The following is an 18,608-nucleotide window of genomic DNA, read 5'->3' on the forward strand; positions in this document are numbered from 1 at the left end:
TCAAGTCCCACTGGCGCATACGTCCTATCCCGACTACCTAAAGAATAGCCTATAAAAAGAAGGTCAACCAGATAAAATATCAATCTGGATGACCTTATAATACGAAATGGCGCATTTCTCTAAGAGATGTGCCTTTATTTATGATTTGGGTCAAATTGTGGAATAACAAGTGTTTTTAATTAATCATTATTTTAGTAATAAATTGTAGGGAAATCGGTAAATGTCGCTGTGAGTTTTGAAAAAGCCCCGATCATATTTAAAAGGGATTAACTACTAGTGCATCGAGGTGTAAATTCTTCGTTTCATATTATTTATGTTCGAAGACTTAGTGTTGTTTTATTAATAAAAGAGAACTGAAAATAAGAAAGGGAAGAGCCTCAGCTAAAAATTAGGTCACTTTAAATGTTCAGTGACTTGATTTCATGTGACTCGTGTAATATAATTTAAATCGTAATCATTACGATTTAAGAGAAAGGAGACATATTGGTGTATGAATGGGCCATAATTGGTGGCGGGGTTCATGGCTGTACCATAGCGAACTACTTAATAAAAAGTGGTAAAACGAAGATTGATGAACTGTTAATTATCGATCCTCATAAAGAACCGATAGAAAAATGGAGAAAATTAACTAACAGGATTGGTATGGAATATTTACGTTCCCCTTCTGTTCATCATATTGATGTTAATGCATTTAGTCTTCAAAACTTCAGTAAATCATTCAAACATACAAATTTTTACGGTCATTATAAGAGACCTTCTCTTACTTTGTTTAATGAGCATTGTGATTCTATTATTAAAGATATTCGGCTTAAAGATTCCTGGGAACAAGGTAGGGTCATACATGTTAATAAAGAAGCTGGAAAATGGAAGATTAAAACTGATAAAGGCAAGTCAGTCTTATCAAATAACCTTGTCATTTCCATTAGTGTTAATGAGCAATTACATATTCCTGAATGGGCAAAAGACTTAGACATAGGAATAGCTGGTCATGTCTCACATATTTTCAGCGAAGAGCTAACAAGCCTTAAAAACTTACAACCACCTGTTGTGGTTGTGGGAGGAGGAATAACAGCAGCACATACTGTAATCCAGCTTTGTAATTTGTTTCCAAGAAAAGTTACATTACTATCAAGACACAGGCTTCGTGTACATGAATTAGATAGTGATCCGGGATGGCTCGGCCCGAAATACATGAAGTATTTTTCTGAAATAACAGATTATAAAATACGGAGAGAACAAATAACTCATGCTCGTCACAAGGGATCAATACCAAAGGAAATCTATCAGAAATTAATAAAACTAGAAAAACAAGAAACATTACGAATCGTTTATGATGAGGTTGAGTTGGCTAGTCAATATAATAGTGAAATTTTATTAAACCATAAAAGTGGTACACGCGACCTTTTTAAGACTATAATCTTAGCTACTGGATTTGAGTCAAATCTTCCGGAAAAAAGTTGGTTAAAACAATTGATTCAGAACGAAGATTTGATGTGTGCAAATTGTGGATATCCAATTGTAAGTCAAAGGTTAGAGTAGTGTCCCCATTTATATGTTTCAGGACCATTAGCTGAGCTTGAGATTGGACCTGTAGCAAGGAATATTTCTGGGGCAAGGAAGGCCGCAGAAAGAATCGTAACTAATTAAAGGAGAGGTTGATTTGAAAAAGAAAATACCAGTCACAGTTTTAAGTGGTTACCTTGGTTCGGGTAAAACAACATTGTTAAATCATATCTTAGCGAACAAAGTAAATAAGAAAATTGCGGTTATTGTTAATGATATGAGTGAAGTGAATATTGATGCTTCTATGATAAAGCAAAAAAGTTTTTCAAGAACGGAAGAGAAAATGGTTGAGCTACAAAATGGTTGTATTTGCTGTACATTACGTGAGGATTTAATGATTGAAGTGGAAAGGCTTGTAAAATCAGGGGATATCGATTATATCGTGATTGAATCGACTGGGATATCAGAGCCGATTCCTGTAGCCCAAACATTTACGTACATGGATGAGGAATTGAATATCAACTTATCCGAATATTGTAGATTGGATACGATGGTGACGGTGGTGGATGGCAATCGCTTCTGGCATGACTTTGCTTCAGGAGAGACGCTGTTAGATCGTAAGCAAGCCAATAATGACAACGATCAACGAGAGGTAGTTGAACTGTTAATAGATCAAATTGAATTTGCAGATGTCATCCTACTAAATAAAACAGATTTAATTGAAGAGATTGATGTTAAAGAATTACATTCTGTTCTTAGAAAGCTAAATCCAGAAGCAAAAATTTATAAAACAGTAAATGCACAAATACCTTTAGATGCTGTTCTTGACACACAACTTTTTGATTTTGATCGAGCAAGTCAAGGTGCAGGTTGGATTAAAGAGTTAAACGAAGAACACATTCCTGAAACGGATGAGTATGGTATCTCATCCTTTGTCCATCGAAGTAGAAGACCGTTCCATCCTGAAAGGTGGAAGCAATGGCTTGAAAATTGGCCGGTAGATATTGTTCGAGCCAAAGGATTTTTCTGGCTTGCAACACGAAACAATATGTCTGGTTTAATTTCTCAAGCAGGGCCGTCAATTATGCTTCAAGGAGCAGGCGAATGGGTGGCAGCCTATCCGGAAAATGAAAGAAATCAACTTTTGAAAGAAGAACCAGAGCTTGTAGCAAAATGGGATCCAATCTATGGGGATCGAATGAATGAAATTGTATTTATTGGGCTCGAAATGAATCAAAAGGAGATTGTAGCTTCAATAGAGGAATGCCTGTTGACCGATATAGAGATGAATAGCGATTGGTCATTATTTAAAGACGAATTACCCACATTTATTGTAGAGTAAATTCTAGGAGGAAACAAAACATGAGAGTAAAAATTACACTAGCCTGTACAGAAACTGGAGACCGTAACTACATTACTACAAAAAATAAGAGAAACAACCCAGACCGAATTGAATTAATAAAATATTCACCAAGACTAAAAAGACGTACATTGCATAGGGAAACGAAATAATCTGTTTTTAAACTTGAATATGGTTCATTGTTAGGAAAAAGAAATTATAAAAGTTTTTTGGGGTAGATATTGAAACAGGTAGATCTAAGTAGAAGTATCCTAATAAAAATCTTGAATTTAAGTATTCAGCAAAATGACGCAAATCTGAAATACAGATAAGCGTCATTTATTATTTTGGACAATTAATGAATCGATTAGTTCTAGTTTATCAATATGTTTTTGCATAAAACCTCGAAAAGGTGTAATAAGCTATATCCTTTGAGCCACTTGGGTTTTGGGAAGGTATTTTCTCTTAATAAACCTTATCGGGGGGATATGCAAAATAGCCCTTTACTTCTAGTCTGGCGCAATAGTTATTTTGAATGGAAAGTTCTCAACCTGAACAGTACCAATCACGCTATGTTGCTTCGTATCAATGACGGATACAGTGCCTTCAAGAGAATTCGCGACATAAGCGAATTTCCCGTCTGGTATAAATGCAATATCTTGAGGATTATCACCTACCTGCACAGTAGTAATCACGCTATGCGTTTTCACATCAAAAATCGATACGGAGGGTCCGTTACCAGTATCTGTAACATAAGCAAGTTTCCCATCTGGCGTAAAGGCAACAGCCTCTGGACTTCCTCCAACTTGAACAGTAGCAATCACACTATGCGTTTTTACATCTATGACAGATACAGTACCATCACTACTAGACACATAAGCAAGTTCCCCATCTGGTGTAATGGCAATTAAATCTGGATTATTCCCAGCCTGCACAGCAGCAATCACACTATGTGTTTTGACATCGATGACGGATACAGAATCTTCGTTACGAGTATCCGTCACATAAGCAAGTTTCCCATCTGGCGTAAGGGCAATAGACTTCGGATTTCCTCCAACTTGAACAGTAGCAATCACACTATGTGTTTTAACATCGATGACGGATATAGAGTCTTCGTTACGAGTATCCGTCACATAAGCAAGTTTCCCATCTGGCGTAAAGGCAATAGCCTCTGGACTTCCTCCAACTTGAACAGTAGCAATCACGCAATGCGTCTTTGTATCAATGACGGATACAGTGCCTTCAAGAGAATTAGTCACATAGGCGAGCTTCCCATCAGGAGTAAAAGCTAAATCAAATGGCCATCCACCGACCTGAACACTCGATATTACACTATGCGTTTTCACATCTATGACAGATACAGAACCATCAAAATTTGGTGGAAGACCACCACTTACGACATAAGCGAGTTTCCCGTCTGGTGTAATTTCCATATCGGCTGAGAAACCCAACTCACCCACTTGAACAGTAACAATCACACTATGCGTCTTCGTATCAATGACTGAAACATTATCAGAACCTATATTCAACACATAAGCCACGCTCATCCAAAAACCACCCACTCTTTTTGAATTGTTTACTTCAATATATGAACAAGAGAGTGAATGTACGCCACCCAAATTCCTTTGTGGAGGTGTGATGAGAATGTGCAAAATGATGTATCTATAAACAGTTCTACTTCAGATAAAGGATACTTTAATACCATTTCAATATTTTTGATTATTTACTACTTCCGATCTTCCACAATCTGGCGCGATGATATAATATCATTGCGTTTTGTTTGATTAAATTATGATGTAACTGTTAATAGATATTTAGCATGGAGGGAAATATGAGAAATAGAGGTTCGGTAGTTTTAATTGATAATAAAAAAGTATGTCTTATTAAGAGAGTTGTTGGAGAATCAGTTTATTATGTATTCCCTGGTGGAGGAATAGAAAATGGAGAGACACCTGAAGATGGAGCAAAAAGAGAAGCCCTAGAGGAGTTGGGTGTAACGGTTAATATAAGTGAATGCTTTGCAAAAGTTAAATATAATGGTACACAATACTTTTTCCTTGCTGAGATAACAGAAGGGAAATTTGGTACAGGGGAAGGTATAGAATATAAAGATAAGAATAGAAATCGAGGAACTTATATTCCTATGTGGATTGAAATAAATCAGTTATCATCAGTTGATGTTAAACCAAAAGAAGTTGCTACTAAAATTCAATCGGTATTCAACTAAATGGCGCGATGATTTAACATCGCGTTTTTAATTTGTTTGAAAAGTTGTTGTAAGATTTAAGTAGTCTTGAAATAATTGGTGTTAAGTTAAAGGGGCAGGTTAGTTGACGAAAGAATCCCTGTTAGATTTTTGTGAAATAAAGTATAAGACATTGGGAGGACCAAAACTTGAATACAGAAATTTTGAGTTATACCGAAAGAACAATTAAAGCCAAAGATGTGATGAAACTATATAATGATGTAAGTTGGTGGGGAGAAAGGCAAGAACAAGATATTGAAGAAATGTTAATCAAAGGACAATCAGTAGGAGCGTGGATAGATGGAACCCTTGTTGGTTTTGCGAGGGCTGTCTCAGACGGAAAATTTAGAGCTTATGTTGAAGATGTTGTTATACATAGTTCATACCGAAAGGAACATATTGGAACAAATCTCGTATCAAAATTGTTAGATGAGCTTTCACATATTGATGTAATCAGTTTGTTTTGTGAAGAACATTTAATACCTTTCTATGAAAAAAATATTTTTAAATACAGCAAATCACAATTTGTAATGCATAGAAAACAATAATTTACTGGATATTTTTACTTCCATTAACGGGGGCTTTAATTAAAAATCTTATTACAAGTTATCTCGAATTCGAGTATTCAACAATATGGCGCAAGAATATAGTAAAGGTATATCTATGTATAAGTTATTCAATTTTAGGTTACATAATGCCAGTTATCGGAAGTATAACAGAATAGCAAAAACACCTGAGGCATCTTGCTATTCTGTATTCTATTAATTGGGATTGATAACAACAGACCTCGGCCCGTCACCAACAGGGATCGTTGCAATTACACTATGTGTCTTTGTATCTATTACCGTAACAGTACCGACATCATGATTTGGAACATACAGTAACTTCCCATCAGGAGTAATCGCCATCTTGAGTGGAATGTCTAATCCACCTACGAAAACAGTAGCGATTACAAGATGTGTTTTCGTATCTATCACTGATATACTACTGTCACCTTCATTTGCAACATATACAAATTGTTCATCTGGGGATATTACAAAATTAATAGGATTTCTACCAACAGGTACTGTTGCAATTACACTCTGTGTTTTTGTATCTATTACTCCAATAAAATTATCATCTCCGACAGCAACATACAATAATTTACTATCAGGTATAATCACCATTGCACCTGGACGATCAATATCTCCTCCAACAGGGATAGTAGCAATCACACGATGCACTTTCGTGTCTATCACTGAAACATCATTTGTGTCTTCATTTGAAATATAGGCTAATTTTCCATCCCGTGTGATTACAACAGTATCCGGATCACGACCAACAGGTACTGTAGCAATTATACTCTGTGTTTTTGTATCTATTACTGTAACAAAATTTTCATTTCCAACTGCAACATAAAGTAATTTCCCATCAGGTGTAACCTCCATGTCACTAGGAAAGTCAAGGTCTCCAACAGGGATAGTAGCAATCACACTGTGCGTCTTTACATCTATAACTGATACATTATCGGTATCTGCATTTGAAATATATGCTAATTTTCCATCCGGTGAGATTACAACAGTGTCGGGGTCATCACCCACAGGTACTGTTGCAATTATACTCAGTGTTTTTGTATCTATTACCGTAACAAAATTTTCATTTCCAACTGCAACATAAAGTAATTTCCCATCAGGTGTAATCTCTATGTCACTAGGGAAATCAAGGTTTCCTACAGGAATAGTAGCAATCACACTGTGCGTCGTTATATCTATAACTGAAACATTGTCTGTATCTTCATTAGTCACATAAGCTATTCCCACACAAATCACCTACCTCATTATTTGTTACTCTTACTATATGAAGGATGGGATGTATTTAACATTCAATCTTTTAATTAAAAGATCCCGAAAGAGTACTCCTTATTGAGGCAAGTTTAAAATGATTGTCGAATAGTAATAAGAGCGGTTTTAGCCATTTTGTCTCAAAATTATGAGTAGTAAACTCAAGTTAAGTTGTGTTTACTACTTATATGCTTTTCAACAATATGGCGCGAAGTAGGATTAACATATATCGTTTAAAAGAAGGAGGCATTTTGATCAATCTTTTTTCAAAATGTTTCCTTTTATTAGTGATATATCCAAGTTTCTTGAGAAAATTATTCTTAAATATTGTTTTAAACCAACAACATCAATGACCGTTATAGTCAAACGAAACCACCTCTTTAATACTTGTTATAATTAAAATATAAAAAATGGATTGGTTAATTTGCTAACTATGAGTAGGGTAAGCGCCCAGCGCCTTGTCATATTCCTATGATAGGTTTCCAAACGCTCTCCTCCGAACCGGACTTACACCTTTCAATGTATACGGCTCTCAACTTATCATCTATATGTTTAAACTTGTTTAATACTACTCTAAGATTTTATAATGCCTCACGCATTAACCTCATTTTGTATTAAACTGATAAGCTGTCCTCCTTTGCCATGTGATAGGCTTTCCCTATCTCGGACTACTACGAGGACTCCGTTACCTTATCAGATATTCAGATACCGTACGTATCATAACCTTTGAGGTATTCTGACTTAGGTAATCCCCATTTAGATAGATAGAAACATAGCTTTTTGTAATGTCGGAAGCGACTTTCGTCTGTTTCTATTTATGGTAGTTGAGAGGATTAGATTCACTAGGTCTCTTACTGTGTTTCTATAATCACCCCTTTTCCTTATAGCGTTTTCGCTATACGCATCACTAATCGCTCTTAGACTATCGTTCAAGCAGTTTAGCTTTCTTCCTTGTTTACAAAGTTCATCTTGCCATTCAGTCGTGACGTGGTAACTCGCCAACTTATGGCTTTCCGCAACATGCTACACTCCCCGTTAGGTTTCCCCTTCGGATAAGTTGGGTGATGATAGGCTTCGATTGTAAATTGACCTACGCTGTTGCTATCCAGCGATTTTCTATCTGCCCCTATGGGCGTACAACACAAGTGATATTATGTTTCACCTCTACCACCAGACTGATAAATTCTATAATGAACTAAAGCAATAGAGCATTTCCATAGGTAAGTATTTTAACAGCAGGGGATAACGATAAATGAATAGAATATGTTAGCGTATAATGTAACACTTAAGCAGGGGAGAGGAAGAATAATGGTTTTTGATGATTTTGTAATTGTAGAAAAAACACCACGGAACATTATTGAAAAATATAAAGGGAAAATCCCTTATCAAGTAATTGAGGTATGGGAGAAGTATGGTTTTGGGAGTCTGAAAAATGGATACCTAAGGGTCATAAACCCAGATGATTTCAAAGAAATATTACTTAATACTTATGAGGATGATGATTTAGATCTATCTATTCCTTTATTTATAACAGCAATGGGGGATATATTAGTTTGGGATAACGAATACTTATTGAAATTTAATTATAGAAGGAATGAGGTTAAAGTAATTGCAGCGGGGTTTGATTACTTTTTCGAAGATTTAAATGATGAGTATTATCTAGAAGATGCTCTTGAGTGGTTACCTTATCCAGTAGCAATTAAGGAATATGGAGAGCCAGCTTTCGACGAATGTTTTGGTTATGTGCCAATTCTTGGAATTGGAGGATCGGAAAAAATAGAAAATTTACAAAAGGTTAAATTTCTTGAACATATTTACTTGATAACACAACTGGTCGGTCCAATAGATTTTTAGTTCTAATATCACTATTATACAGACTATTTTTTAGAAGAAATAATAGAAATTTTGCTGATCTTATTAATGGAGGATATAATCATGAAAAAATTTTTACTAGGTCTAATAGTAGGAACTATTGTACTATTTTTTGTATTTATGTTGATGACTGTTTCAGTTGGTACAAAAGTAGAAACTGAAGAAGGCTCAAGTGTTGATTATTCAACAACTGAGTATTATACATATGGAATTAATAAACTTAATGATTAATGAGTCTAGAAGTTTATTAGGCTAACGACTTTTCTGAATGTGTTGTTCCATAATATGGCGCTTTCCTAGTAAAGGATAATTTTTATAGTGACATATGTTAGAGGAATTATTACACTAATGCTTTGAATTTTTTGACGAGTTATAATGTGTCTAAGCAGTAATAATTCATATGGGGGAAAAAGATTTTGAGATATTTTACAAAAGAACGGTATAAAGAAATGCAAGTATATGGATTCTTAGCATTCCCTGAATCTAAAAAAGAGTGGGATGAGATGATTCAGTATTACAAAGAAGAGGGAATTGATTACAAAAAGAACGCTAAAGAAGATTTAGAATCAATAAAAAAGGACTTGTTGAAATTTCTTCCTGAATCATTTCATCCTTATATTTATAATGGAACTATCAACTCGGAGTTTCCTACACCAGAATTAAGAAGTATAGCTGAACAATGGCTAAGTGAATATGATGAAAGAAATAAAAGAATTAGGGATGAATACAACGAATATTTTAAATCAATAAAAAGTCAACTTCCTATTAATGTTGTTAAATTCTATGAAAAGTCGTTACACGATGCTACCATAAAATCATTTGAATGTCACTCTAAAGATGAATGTTTAATGATTTTGGATTGGGGTGTATCAGATATAAAACTTACTTTCAAAGGGGTAAGTAAACTAACTATGCCTGAAAAATTGGAAGGTGCTTTGTGGCTTTATGATGAAGTTTACCATAATGACAAATATTTTGAGCTGCATGTATTATTTGATTGCCCTCTTACAGAGTTTTCAATAATAGCTGAAAATATAGTAGTTGAACATTTACAATAATACAGTTAACCTCAGAAAAATGTCAGCAATAGTCTTCAACAATATGGCGCCTTTCTTGAGGAAAGGGGTCTTTTCTTTCTTTTATTATTAGCAACTCTTTAATTTGAATTTCAATATAATAGAAAATAGTAGCAAATAAAGATAAAATTATAATTAGAAATTAGGGAATTAATGGAGGAAAAAATGATACTATTTTTAAGCTTTTTTAAAAAGAATAGCGATAAAAGCACAAAATCAGCTAATTCTTCAGATACAACAAAACAAAAAGGTTTGAAGGCAATTAGAAAGGGAGAGCTAGGGGAGTATAAAATAGAAATTCAGTTAGAACAGCTTCCTAAAGAGTATAAACATCTAAATGATTTATTAGTTGAAAATTCAAAAGCCAAATCAGGTTTCTCTCAAGTTGATCATATCGTAATCACGCCCTATGGAATTTTTGTTATAGAAACAAAAAATTATCAAGGAACTATTTATGGTGGTAAAGATCGAAAAACATGGTCAGTAAATGGAAAATTTAATATGATGAACCCTTTTATTCAAAACTATGGTCACATTCAAGCATTGAAAAGTATCATTGACAAAAAGTACCACCACTTATTTATCTCAATGGTATCCTTCACGAAACGATGTACTTTTAAGTTAGATGAATTAGACCTAAGAAAAATATCTTCAGATAACTTAATAGTCTATGACATTGAGTTGTCTGAATTTATAAACCGGAAAATCTCGGTACTTCAAATTGAACATGAAGAACCGTTACTTTCAGAAGCTGACATTACCAATATATTTAATTCCTTTTATAAAGAAAATATTACAGACTCAATGATTAGAGAAAAACACATTTATGCGTTAAAATACAATGATAAAACAGAAAAAGGCGTACAAAACGATCTAGGTCAAGAAAAATGCAGTATGTGCAATAAACCAGTCTCAGATAAGGTGAAGTCTTATTGTTTATCCAACAAAAAGTTCAAAGGGAAAATTTACTGTTTTGAGCATCAAAAAGAAGTTAGAATAAGGTAAGTAAATAATAAGTCAAGGATCGATTAGACTCCTGATATTCCACTTAAGTGGTCTTTCTAATTCAGAAAAATCATAATAGAAGTAACAATGATCTTCCACAATATGGCGCAAGAATATAAGTAAAAGTTATCTTGACTATTTTAAGAATAATATCTATTTAAAATAGGTCAGCCAGAAAAAATACTGGTTGACCTTATTAACATAGACATTCGCATATTTTAGTTACGTTATATATATTAGTCTAACCTTCTATAGCAAATCTCCGTACATATAAAGTAAGAACAATTATAGAAGGTGAAAATTAGTAATGAATAAAGAATGTAAATGTAGAGTTGTCCCACCACCACCGCAGGGACCACAAGGGCTACCTGGGAAACAGGGGCCTCAAGGACCACAAGGACCAATGGGTACACCCGGACTATCGGACCCTCAATCAGCATTTAGAGCTGAAAATAATACTGCTGACCAAGATATAACTGGTACCGTATCTGTTTTTATGAATTACCCTAATGAAATATTTGATCTAAATAATGAGTATGATCCTAGTACTTCGACGTTTACCCCAAGTCAATCGGGTGTTTACTCGATTTGTGCAAACGTGAATTTTATTCCTGACGATCCTGCCATAAACCATTCAACTAATATGGATATTCTCGTTAATGCTTCTCGGGTAGCTCGAACTAGTAGTGCTTATCTTGGTGGAGTAATTGTGAACCACCCTAGTAATTTATGCACAATAGTTCAATTGCAAGCTGGAGATATTGTAGAAGTAACATTTAGAAGTTCAGTAGATGGGATTATTGTGAGTTCAGGTGAGGGAACAAACTTTGAAGCTGCAAGATTCCCATCTCCGTAAGCTGATGTTTTAACGTCAGCTTATTTTGAATATCTATGTATTTCTTGAATAAAAAGTTTTTGCAACATGAGGTGTTAGTAAACATAAGTTGAGTTTCCAACTAATTAACCGATAGTGTTATTCAACAATATGGCGCTAATCTGTAAAAAGATTAGTGCTTTTCTTAATTTTAAGGCTGTACCGTTGAAGATTGATGATGGGTCTTTTTAATAAGCGCAGACACTTTGCTAACCTTAATGGATAGAGTACCATTGAAAACTAGTAATATTACCAAGAGCTGGGAGTTTATAACTACTACTTCGAAGAGGCTTAAAATGAAAGAAGTTCTAAAGGATTAAGAAAAGAGCATTTTATAAATTAGACTTGGCATTACGAATAAAACCTTGTGAACAACTACAGCTATAGTAGATTTAAAATACAGTAGTGGTGGTTTATTTTGGTTGTGATTAACCAAAGGGATATGTGTAATAACTATTGATAAATTTTTTCTAAATATGTACATAATTTTTTTAAATAGTATAATCAAAAAAAATAAGGGGGTGGATTATATTGGAAGATGAAAATCAAAAAGAACCAATGATATTTGATATTCATGTCACAGAAGGAACTCATTATGATATCGGTAAACAAAGGGGGATTACATTTAAGGAACATTATTCACAGGATATTTCCTACTATACTACTCCTTTGGAAGGGCAGGATTATCTTCCTGCAGCATTGGTTCATAAAAGAATGATGATGATTGATAAGATTTGTCCCGGGTTTATTGATGAAATACAGGGATTTGCAGATGAAGTAAACATAGAAGCAGAAAAGATCCTATGCTACTCCAACTCGTTCCATGACTCACCAAATTGCTGTCAATTTGCTGTTCATCCTTCAAATACAAGCGATGGCCATTTTTACGTTGGCAGAAGTTATGAGTATTTCGTAAGGGACGAGAGAAGCCTATGTATTACTCGTGTAAAAGGAAAGCCAAAACATATGGGTTTCTCACTGCAAAATGCGGGTCGAATGGATGGAATGAATGAATACGGACTTGTAGTTTCTATGTCAAGTACTGCATATTTAAAACCACTGAATGGGTATGGGTGTGAGTTTTGGATCGCTATTCGAGCAATATTAGACCAATGCAAAGATGTATATGAGGCTCAATGCCTTCTTGAAGAGGTACCTTTATGCACTAATGCAAACATTATGGTAGCTGATACATCTAATAATGTATCAATCTTTGAAATTGCTAGTTTTTCTGAAAAAAAGAAGAGAATATTCGTACGTAAACCTGTTGGGGGACTAATGGTTTCTACCAATCATTATGTCAGTAACGAAATGAAAGAATTTGATGCATATCATCTTTGGAACTCGGAAATACGTTATTCCTCTGTTTGGAATACTCTATTGCGAGAATCACCTAACCTTGATCATAATAAGATAAGATATTTACTTTCAACTAAGTATCCTCTGGGTCCGTGTTGCCATTATTATTCAAGTGGAATGGGTACGCTTAGAAGTATGATATTTGATATTACAGATAAGAAATTGAAGGTAAGTCTTGGTCCTCCAGATATGAATCCGTGGTACGCTGTTGATTTTGATGAACCGATAGGAATGAAGGAATTTGTTTGTGAGTATGAAAATGTGAATATTGATAATCCAGAGCATTTTTTTAGAGAAATGAAAGGTTAGGGTTCTATTATTTTAATCGGACTCAAACATGTTTAACAGGTGTTTGCCATTAAGGGAATTGAAGAAATACTGTAAGTCCCTTTTAAAGTCTGTTCTTCAACAATATGGCGCTCATCTGAAATAAAGATTAGCGTCATATTTCATTTAATGGAATAGCATATTGTGAAAATTATATAGATTTGAAATAATTGTTTTTAAGATAATGGTTGAATTGAACAAAAAGTTACGGAGGAATAATATGATTTTACATACAGATATTATAGGGGAAGGAGAAACTATAGTCCTGATTCACTCTGGTGGTATGACGGGATTGACTGAGTATCAAGAACAAAGTGATTACTTCTCTGCTAGGGACTTTCAAGTAATTAGACCTGATTTAAGGGGGCACGGAAAGTCTGTTGGAAAAATTGACAATTATTTTAGTCGTTGTACAAAAGATTTAAATGATACCTTAGAATATCTGAATGTTACACAATGTCATATTGCAGGAGTTTCTGTAGGTGGAGTCGCAGCTTTGCTTTTTGCAAAAGAATTCCCTAATAAGGTAAAGTCTCTCACCTTTTCTGGGATATTTCCTGTTGAACCTGATAATTGGGCAGAGCTTTCTAGAGAAGAAGCTGAGGGCTATGAACAATTGTTTAATGACGAAGAAGCAGTAGCATACTTGAACGAAATTCACGGGGAAAACGATTGGAAATCGTTACTTCAATCTTTCAATGATGATGATTTTTATCCATTTGATAAAACGGGTGATGTATCCAATATCAAAACTCCAACTCTTTGTATTGTAGGCGAAAAGCAAGACCTAGAGGTTTCCTCAGCTCTGACTTACAAACAATTTAACTCAAATATAAATATATCTGTTATTCCTTTTGCTGGCCACTTGGTACATAGAGAACAACCAGACTTATATTCTCTTACTTTACATACATTTATTAATAATACTTTAAGGTTGGAAAAATAATAGAATTTACATTCTGTTTGAGGTCGATTTTTCTTTTAAAAGACCATATTCCACAACTGTGGTGTGGGGTTTACCTAGAATTAGGCTCGATTTAATCTTCAGCAATATGGCGCTAATCTGAAATACAGATGACCGTCACTTATTATTTTTGGACACTTAATGAGTCTATTAATTACAGTATCTCAGAAATGATAAATTGGAACTTTGTGCATTTGTCATAGTCAGGAATCTACTTTTCAGAGTACTGTAGCTTAGCTCCCGTTGACTTTATTAATATAGACAATCACACATTTTAGTCACGTTATATACGTTAGTCCAACCTTCTATAAAAAATCACCATAAATTAGAGTAAAAACAATTATAGAAGGTGAAAATTATCAATGAAAGATAAAGATTGTAAATGTAGGGTAGTTCCACCGCCACCACAAGGACCTCAGGGACCACCAGGGAAACAGGGACCTCAAGGTCCTCAAGGAGTAACAGGAGCAACAGGAGAACCGGGACCGGAAGTAATGAAGATATACTTAGCAGCTCAAACAGTAGATTTATCACTTGATAACAATTTTGTTGGGCTTGGTACCTCAGGTGTTTTCATAGAAAATATTGTGGTTATCCCAGAGGATGCAACCATTACAGATTTGATTTTTAGTACCAGAGATAATAATATTCTAGCTCAAGAGTCTGTATCGTGTGAGATTTTTTTAGATAGTTTTTGTGGTGCGTCATTGGTAGATACAGGAATTGAAGCAACGGTAACAGGTCCAAGTCCAGGGTCGCAAAATTGTTGTGGCACTGCAACGGCTAATTTCGGTGTTCTCCAATGTGACCTATTATCTGTAAGAATCACTGCCACCGATGTGAATCAAACACTAGATCGTGGTGTTGCAGCCACTATTCGTTTTACAGTCCCATAAAAGCACAAAAAGTAGGAATAAGTGTACTATTCCTGCTTTTTAGCTGTTATATTTTTGTATATCAATGAATAACAAATTCAATTCTAGTTTACATAATCATAAATATAAGAACCATCACACTTTTGTAAACATTGATAAAACAGTGTTTTCTAGAATTAAAATTTTATCGAATATACATGATTTTACACATTGTTAATTAACCAAAGTTCTTTTCATACAAGATAAATTTATTTCCAACATTGTTTGTATAAAAAGTTATTGCTAAGATGAATTTTAATAAACTCAATTTGAGTTGTGTTTATTAATTAGATGTTATTCAACAATGGCGCATATCTGAAATATAGATATGTGCCATTATTCATTTTAGGGGCCATATTGTGGAATAACGGTTATTTTTGATTTGTTAGGTAAACATAGTGTCTTTTTGAGTAATTTATAAAGTAACGAGGTATGTTAACAGGATAATTTTGGTGGAAATTGTTAATTGGTATGAGAATAGAGCAAATTGCAAAGCTTCGGCAACTTTTCAATTGATACAACTTAAGACACAGGACCTTTTGGAAATAGAATAGATAATATCATTTTTGATTTAGTATTACTTTTTGTTGAAGACGAGTATGAAGAATCAAATTAAGTTTGTAAATGGCTCAGAAATGAGGCTTCTTTAAGTGTTAGGATAATCATCCAGTGCCTTAAGGTAGGTTTCCAAAGGCTCTCCTCCGAGCCGTTCTTACACCTCTCGATATATATTACTCTCCACTTATCCTTAAAGCATTTCAGTCAACTTTCGCTACACGAATCACTCTTAAGCTTTCGTTCAATCAGTTTATCCGCTCATATGGGGCACAACACAAGTAATATTGTGATTACTAAAAGAAGGAATTATTGTATTCAAATAGAATTACATTAATAACTCCACTGCTTAAACATAACTGTTGTAATACATCATATATAGAATGAACAATTCACTTTTTTGTGGAGTACAAAATAATTGGAAGCAAGAGGAGGTGGAGATAGTCCTTTATTTAATAGAAAGCTGAGTATGGAAGTATGTAGTTTTCTTCAGCTGTTAAGGGCTAAATGATATGGAAGTATATATTTTAGATAGAAACTACTATGATCGTTTGATTGATGAGTATGAATATGATGCATATTCTGATCATCCATTTGAAGGTGAAAGTACATTTGCTACAGATATAATGGGACCATGGGAAATAGAACTTCCGAAAATAATTTATTGTAGAGCTGATTTCAGATTCATACATAATACTGATTATCCTTGTGTGGATATCTGTACTGATTCTGTTTTTAGTAAAAAAATATTTGATGTTATTTTGAATCTTAGTGAACTAAACTACAGAAGTGTTCCCGTAATTATGGTGGATGATACTTATCCAGACGATCCCCTTAGAGAGGATGGAACATTAAAAGATGAGGTAAAAAGAGAAGAGTATGTGGCTGTTCAATTAATGGATAGTGTTAATGCTTTTGATCATGATAATTCTGAATATGATAATTCCCATATCTTCCCGGGTGAAGTAGGTAATATACATAAATTGGTTTTGAAGGAACCAGAAGGAGGGTTTCCCTCAATATTCAGAATAAAAGAACAAGGTCATATGTTTGTTAGTTCTCAAGCCAAAGAAGCATTGGTGAAAGCAGGAATCAAGGGCTGTGAGTTTAAACCAGTAGAAGTATCAAGTTGAATCGCAGTAGCTTAATATTTGTTGGTCGTGATTACTAGATATATGAGTATAATCATTTAATAACTTTTTACACAATCTGGCGCAAGAATATGGTATAGCGAGTTCCTGACTATACCTATTAAAAATAGGACAACCACAAATGTTACTGGCAGAACTCATAATACGAAATGGCGCGTATATCGATTAACGCGCCATTTCGTATGTCTATTCATGAAATGAAAGAGTATTCTCTAATTAAATGGAAATTCATGTTAAAATATTGGTAGTTATGTGAAGTAGTTGAAAGGAGCGATATGAATGGATTTAGGAGCCCCAATAGCATTAGGAAATACTGCGAAAATTTATCTATATCATGACAGGATTGTCAAAATATTTAATGACTATTTGCCTCCTACAGAAGCTTTATATGAGGCAAATAAACAAAAATATGCCTATTCATGTGGATTACCTGTTCCTAAAGTTTATGATGTAACAAAAATAAATGGAAAACAAGCAATAATAATGGAATATATTTATGGGCGAACGATGGGTGACCTTCTATTACAAAACAGTGATCAAGTAGAATACTATATGAATATTTCCATTGATATACAACAACAAATCCATATGGTTAAGGCTGATCCAATTGAGACAATGTCTGAAAAATTAACACGTCAAATTGATGAAGCTCCTAATTTAAGTAATACCTATAAGTCAACTTTAATTCATCATTTAAATTCGATGACTTTTGAAAAAAGGCTTTGCCATGGAGATTTTCATTTGTTTAATTTGATTATGTCAGAGAATAAAGTGATAATTTTAGATTGGGTTGATTCGAGTGCAGGAGATTTTTATGCAGACATATGTCGTACTTACATTTTATATTTTAATTTTTCAAAAGAAATAGCTGATATGTACTTAAGGCTTTATTGTGAGAAAAGCAAATTATCTAAAGACGATATTCTTAAGTGGGTTCCAATTATTGCGGCGGCAAAATTATCTGAGAATATATCGACTGAAGAATCTGAAAGTCTTATAGATATAATAAGCAATTTCATACCTCATATACCTTATTAGGTGTATTTTTCTAATAATATGATGAGGACTGAGGTATGTGACTAGACTTAATGAATTCTATAAAAATTGAGGAGAGATTTTTTGAGGAAGAAAAGGTATATAATATTAGGTCTATTTGTAATATGTATAGTTGTAATCACAATTTACATGAAAAAGCCAAACAATAGTGAATTTGTTAAGTGGTTTAAAGAAAGTTATAACGTTCGGTGTGAAGATGCTGATTGTTATGTTATAAACATAGGTAACCAATATGAAAAAACAAAAGATAATAGATTTTATTTTGCAGAAGGGTACTATGATAACTCAATAGGTTTATTCGCAATGGCAATGCAAACAAAACGAGTTTATAGAAAAGTTGGTGAATCTAATCAATTTTTTATTATCGAAGTAAAGGGGTTTTTCGGAAATTTCAAGGTATTAGAATTAAGACCAAATAAAGTAGATATATCTCAACTGGAGTATGATTTTAGGAATAATTAATATGAATCTGTTATTCAGCAATCTGGCGCAAGAATTTAGTAAAGGCTATCTGTAATACCTTAAGGATAATTACCTATTAAGGAAAC

The 18,608-nt window shown here is 33.9% G+C and carries 18 protein-coding genes; 16 read left to right on the forward strand and 2 right to left on the reverse strand.

Annotation, left to right across the window (positions count from 1 at the left end; all coding sequences use genetic code 11):
- Window positions 1-486: 486 nt before the first annotated feature.
- The 3 genes from SLH48_RS21485 (at window position 487) to rpmG (ending at window position 3,015) form a co-directional block, all read left to right on the forward strand.
- Window positions 487-1,539 carry a SidA/IucD/PvdA family monooxygenase gene (locus SLH48_RS21485; RefSeq protein ID WP_320259789.1) on the forward strand — a complete coding sequence of 351 codons (1,053 nt, stop codon included), beginning with the start codon at window positions 487-489 and terminating at the stop codon, window positions 1,537-1,539.
- Between the two features lie 121 nt (window positions 1,540-1,660).
- Window positions 1,661-2,845 carry a GTP-binding protein gene (locus SLH48_RS21490; protein WP_320259790.1) on the forward strand — a complete coding sequence of 395 codons (1,185 nt, stop codon included), beginning with the start codon at window positions 1,661-1,663 and terminating at the stop codon, window positions 2,843-2,845.
- A gap of 20 nt (window positions 2,846-2,865) precedes the next feature.
- A complete protein-coding gene (rpmG, locus tag SLH48_RS21495; protein ID WP_320210159.1) occupies window positions 2,866-3,015 on the forward strand; it encodes a 50S ribosomal protein L33 in 150 nt (49 codons plus the stop codon).
- Window positions 3,016-3,351: 336 nt separating this feature from the next.
- On the opposite strand, the gene SLH48_RS21500 is transcribed toward rpmG, so the two are convergent.
- Window positions 3,352-4,389, reverse strand: a complete 1,038-nt coding sequence (locus tag SLH48_RS21500; RefSeq protein ID WP_320259791.1) for a cytochrome D1 domain-containing protein — start codon at window positions 4,387-4,389, stop codon at window positions 3,352-3,354.
- A 284-nt stretch (window positions 4,390-4,673) separates the two neighbouring features.
- On the opposite strand from SLH48_RS21500, the gene SLH48_RS21505 reads away from it, so the two are divergent.
- The gene (locus SLH48_RS21505; protein ID WP_320259792.1) at window positions 4,674-5,069 is read left to right on the forward strand and encodes an NUDIX hydrolase; all 396 of its coding nucleotides are present in this window, start codon (window positions 4,674-4,676) and stop codon (window positions 5,067-5,069) included.
- 221 nt (window positions 5,070-5,290) lie between these two features.
- Entirely contained in the window at window positions 5,291-5,635 is a 345-nt protein-coding gene (locus tag SLH48_RS21510; protein ID WP_320259804.1) for a GNAT family N-acetyltransferase, read from the forward strand.
- A 213-nt stretch (window positions 5,636-5,848) separates the two neighbouring features.
- Here SLH48_RS21510 and SLH48_RS21515 read toward each other — a convergent pair whose 3' ends face one another.
- Window positions 5,849-6,886, reverse strand: a complete 1,038-nt coding sequence (locus SLH48_RS21515; protein WP_320259793.1) for a beta-propeller fold lactonase family protein — start codon at window positions 6,884-6,886, stop codon at window positions 5,849-5,851.
- Between the two features lie 1,329 nt (window positions 6,887-8,215).
- Between SLH48_RS21515 and SLH48_RS21520 the strand changes: the two genes are divergently transcribed.
- The 11 genes from SLH48_RS21520 to SLH48_RS21570 all read left to right on the forward strand — a co-directional run bounded on the left by SLH48_RS21520 (window position 8,216) and on the right by SLH48_RS21570 (window position 18,522).
- The gene (locus SLH48_RS21520) at window positions 8,216-8,761 is read left to right on the forward strand and encodes a T6SS immunity protein Tdi1 domain-containing protein (protein ID WP_413785453.1); all 546 of its coding nucleotides are present in this window, start codon (window positions 8,216-8,218) and stop codon (window positions 8,759-8,761) included.
- A gap of 81 nt (window positions 8,762-8,842) precedes the next feature.
- Window positions 8,843-9,010, forward strand: coding sequence for a hypothetical protein (locus tag SLH48_RS21525; protein WP_320259794.1), 168 nt, complete (start codon window positions 8,843-8,845; stop codon window positions 9,008-9,010).
- Between the two features lie 185 nt (window positions 9,011-9,195).
- Window positions 9,196-9,837 (forward strand): DUF4085 family protein, encoded by a 642-nt coding sequence (locus SLH48_RS21530; RefSeq protein WP_320259795.1) that lies wholly within the window; start codon window positions 9,196-9,198, stop codon window positions 9,835-9,837.
- A gap of 183 nt (window positions 9,838-10,020) precedes the next feature.
- The gene (locus SLH48_RS21535; RefSeq protein WP_320259796.1) at window positions 10,021-10,860 is read left to right on the forward strand and encodes a nuclease-related domain-containing protein; all 840 of its coding nucleotides are present in this window, start codon (window positions 10,021-10,023) and stop codon (window positions 10,858-10,860) included.
- A 307-nt stretch (window positions 10,861-11,167) separates the two neighbouring features.
- The gene (locus SLH48_RS21540; protein WP_320259797.1) at window positions 11,168-11,716 is read left to right on the forward strand and encodes a hypothetical protein; all 549 of its coding nucleotides are present in this window, start codon (window positions 11,168-11,170) and stop codon (window positions 11,714-11,716) included.
- A 549-nt stretch (window positions 11,717-12,265) separates the two neighbouring features.
- Window positions 12,266-13,402, forward strand: a complete 1,137-nt coding sequence (locus SLH48_RS21545) for a C45 family peptidase (RefSeq protein ID WP_320259798.1) — start codon at window positions 12,266-12,268, stop codon at window positions 13,400-13,402.
- A gap of 238 nt (window positions 13,403-13,640) precedes the next feature.
- Entirely contained in the window at window positions 13,641-14,366 is a 726-nt protein-coding gene (locus SLH48_RS21550; RefSeq protein ID WP_320259799.1) for an alpha/beta hydrolase, read from the forward strand.
- A gap of 380 nt (window positions 14,367-14,746) precedes the next feature.
- Window positions 14,747-15,280, forward strand: a complete 534-nt coding sequence (locus SLH48_RS21555; protein WP_320259800.1) for a hypothetical protein — start codon at window positions 14,747-14,749, stop codon at window positions 15,278-15,280.
- 1,085 nt (window positions 15,281-16,365) lie between these two features.
- Window positions 16,366-16,986, forward strand: coding sequence for an imm11 family protein (locus tag SLH48_RS21560; protein ID WP_320259801.1), 621 nt, complete (start codon window positions 16,366-16,368; stop codon window positions 16,984-16,986).
- Between the two features lie 297 nt (window positions 16,987-17,283).
- Window positions 17,284-18,042: an aminoglycoside phosphotransferase family protein gene (locus SLH48_RS21565; RefSeq protein ID WP_320259802.1), complete on the forward strand. Its 759-nt coding sequence runs from the start codon at window positions 17,284-17,286 to the stop codon at window positions 18,040-18,042.
- 81 nt (window positions 18,043-18,123) lie between these two features.
- Window positions 18,124-18,522: a hypothetical protein gene (locus SLH48_RS21570; protein WP_320259803.1), complete on the forward strand. Its 399-nt coding sequence runs from the start codon at window positions 18,124-18,126 to the stop codon at window positions 18,520-18,522.
- Window positions 18,523-18,608 lie beyond the last annotated feature (86 nt).

The sequence above is a fragment of the Cytobacillus sp. IB215316 genome, from assembly GCF_033963865.1.
Classification (GTDB): domain Bacteria; phylum Bacillota; class Bacilli; order Bacillales; family SM2101; genus Nanhaiella; species Nanhaiella sioensis.

What these genes read in the sequence shown, in the direction of transcription:
- SLH48_RS21505 (WP_320259792.1), top strand. Translation starts at nt 4,674, where the DNA reads ATGAGAAATAGAGGTTCGGTAGTTTTAATTGATAATAAAAAAGTATGT.
- SLH48_RS21565 (WP_320259802.1), top strand. Translation starts at nt 17,284, where the DNA reads ATGGATTTAGGAGCCCCAATAGCATTAGGAAATACTGCGAAAATTTAT.
- SLH48_RS21555 (WP_320259800.1), top strand. Translation starts at nt 14,747, where the DNA reads ATGAAAGATAAAGATTGTAAATGTAGGGTAGTTCCACCGCCACCACAA.
- SLH48_RS21500 (WP_320259791.1), bottom strand. Translation starts at nt 4,389, where the DNA reads ATGAGCGTGGCTTATGTGTTGAATATAGGTTCTGATAATGTTTCAGTC.
- SLH48_RS21560 (WP_320259801.1), top strand. Translation starts at nt 16,366, where the DNA reads ATGGAAGTATATATTTTAGATAGAAACTACTATGATCGTTTGATTGAT.
- SLH48_RS21520 (WP_413785453.1), top strand. Translation starts at nt 8,216, where the DNA reads ATGGTTTTTGATGATTTTGTAATTGTAGAAAAAACACCACGGAACATT.
- SLH48_RS21525 (WP_320259794.1), top strand. Translation starts at nt 8,843, where the DNA reads ATGAAAAAATTTTTACTAGGTCTAATAGTAGGAACTATTGTACTATTT.
- SLH48_RS21510 (WP_320259804.1), top strand. Translation starts at nt 5,291, where the DNA reads ATGAAACTATATAATGATGTAAGTTGGTGGGGAGAAAGGCAAGAACAA.
- rpmG (WP_320210159.1), top strand. Translation starts at nt 2,866, where the DNA reads ATGAGAGTAAAAATTACACTAGCCTGTACAGAAACTGGAGACCGTAAC.
- SLH48_RS21535 (WP_320259796.1), top strand. Translation starts at nt 10,021, where the DNA reads ATGATACTATTTTTAAGCTTTTTTAAAAAGAATAGCGATAAAAGCACA.
- SLH48_RS21550 (WP_320259799.1), top strand. Translation starts at nt 13,641, where the DNA reads ATGATTTTACATACAGATATTATAGGGGAAGGAGAAACTATAGTCCTG.
- SLH48_RS21540 (WP_320259797.1), top strand. Translation starts at nt 11,168, where the DNA reads ATGAATAAAGAATGTAAATGTAGAGTTGTCCCACCACCACCGCAGGGA.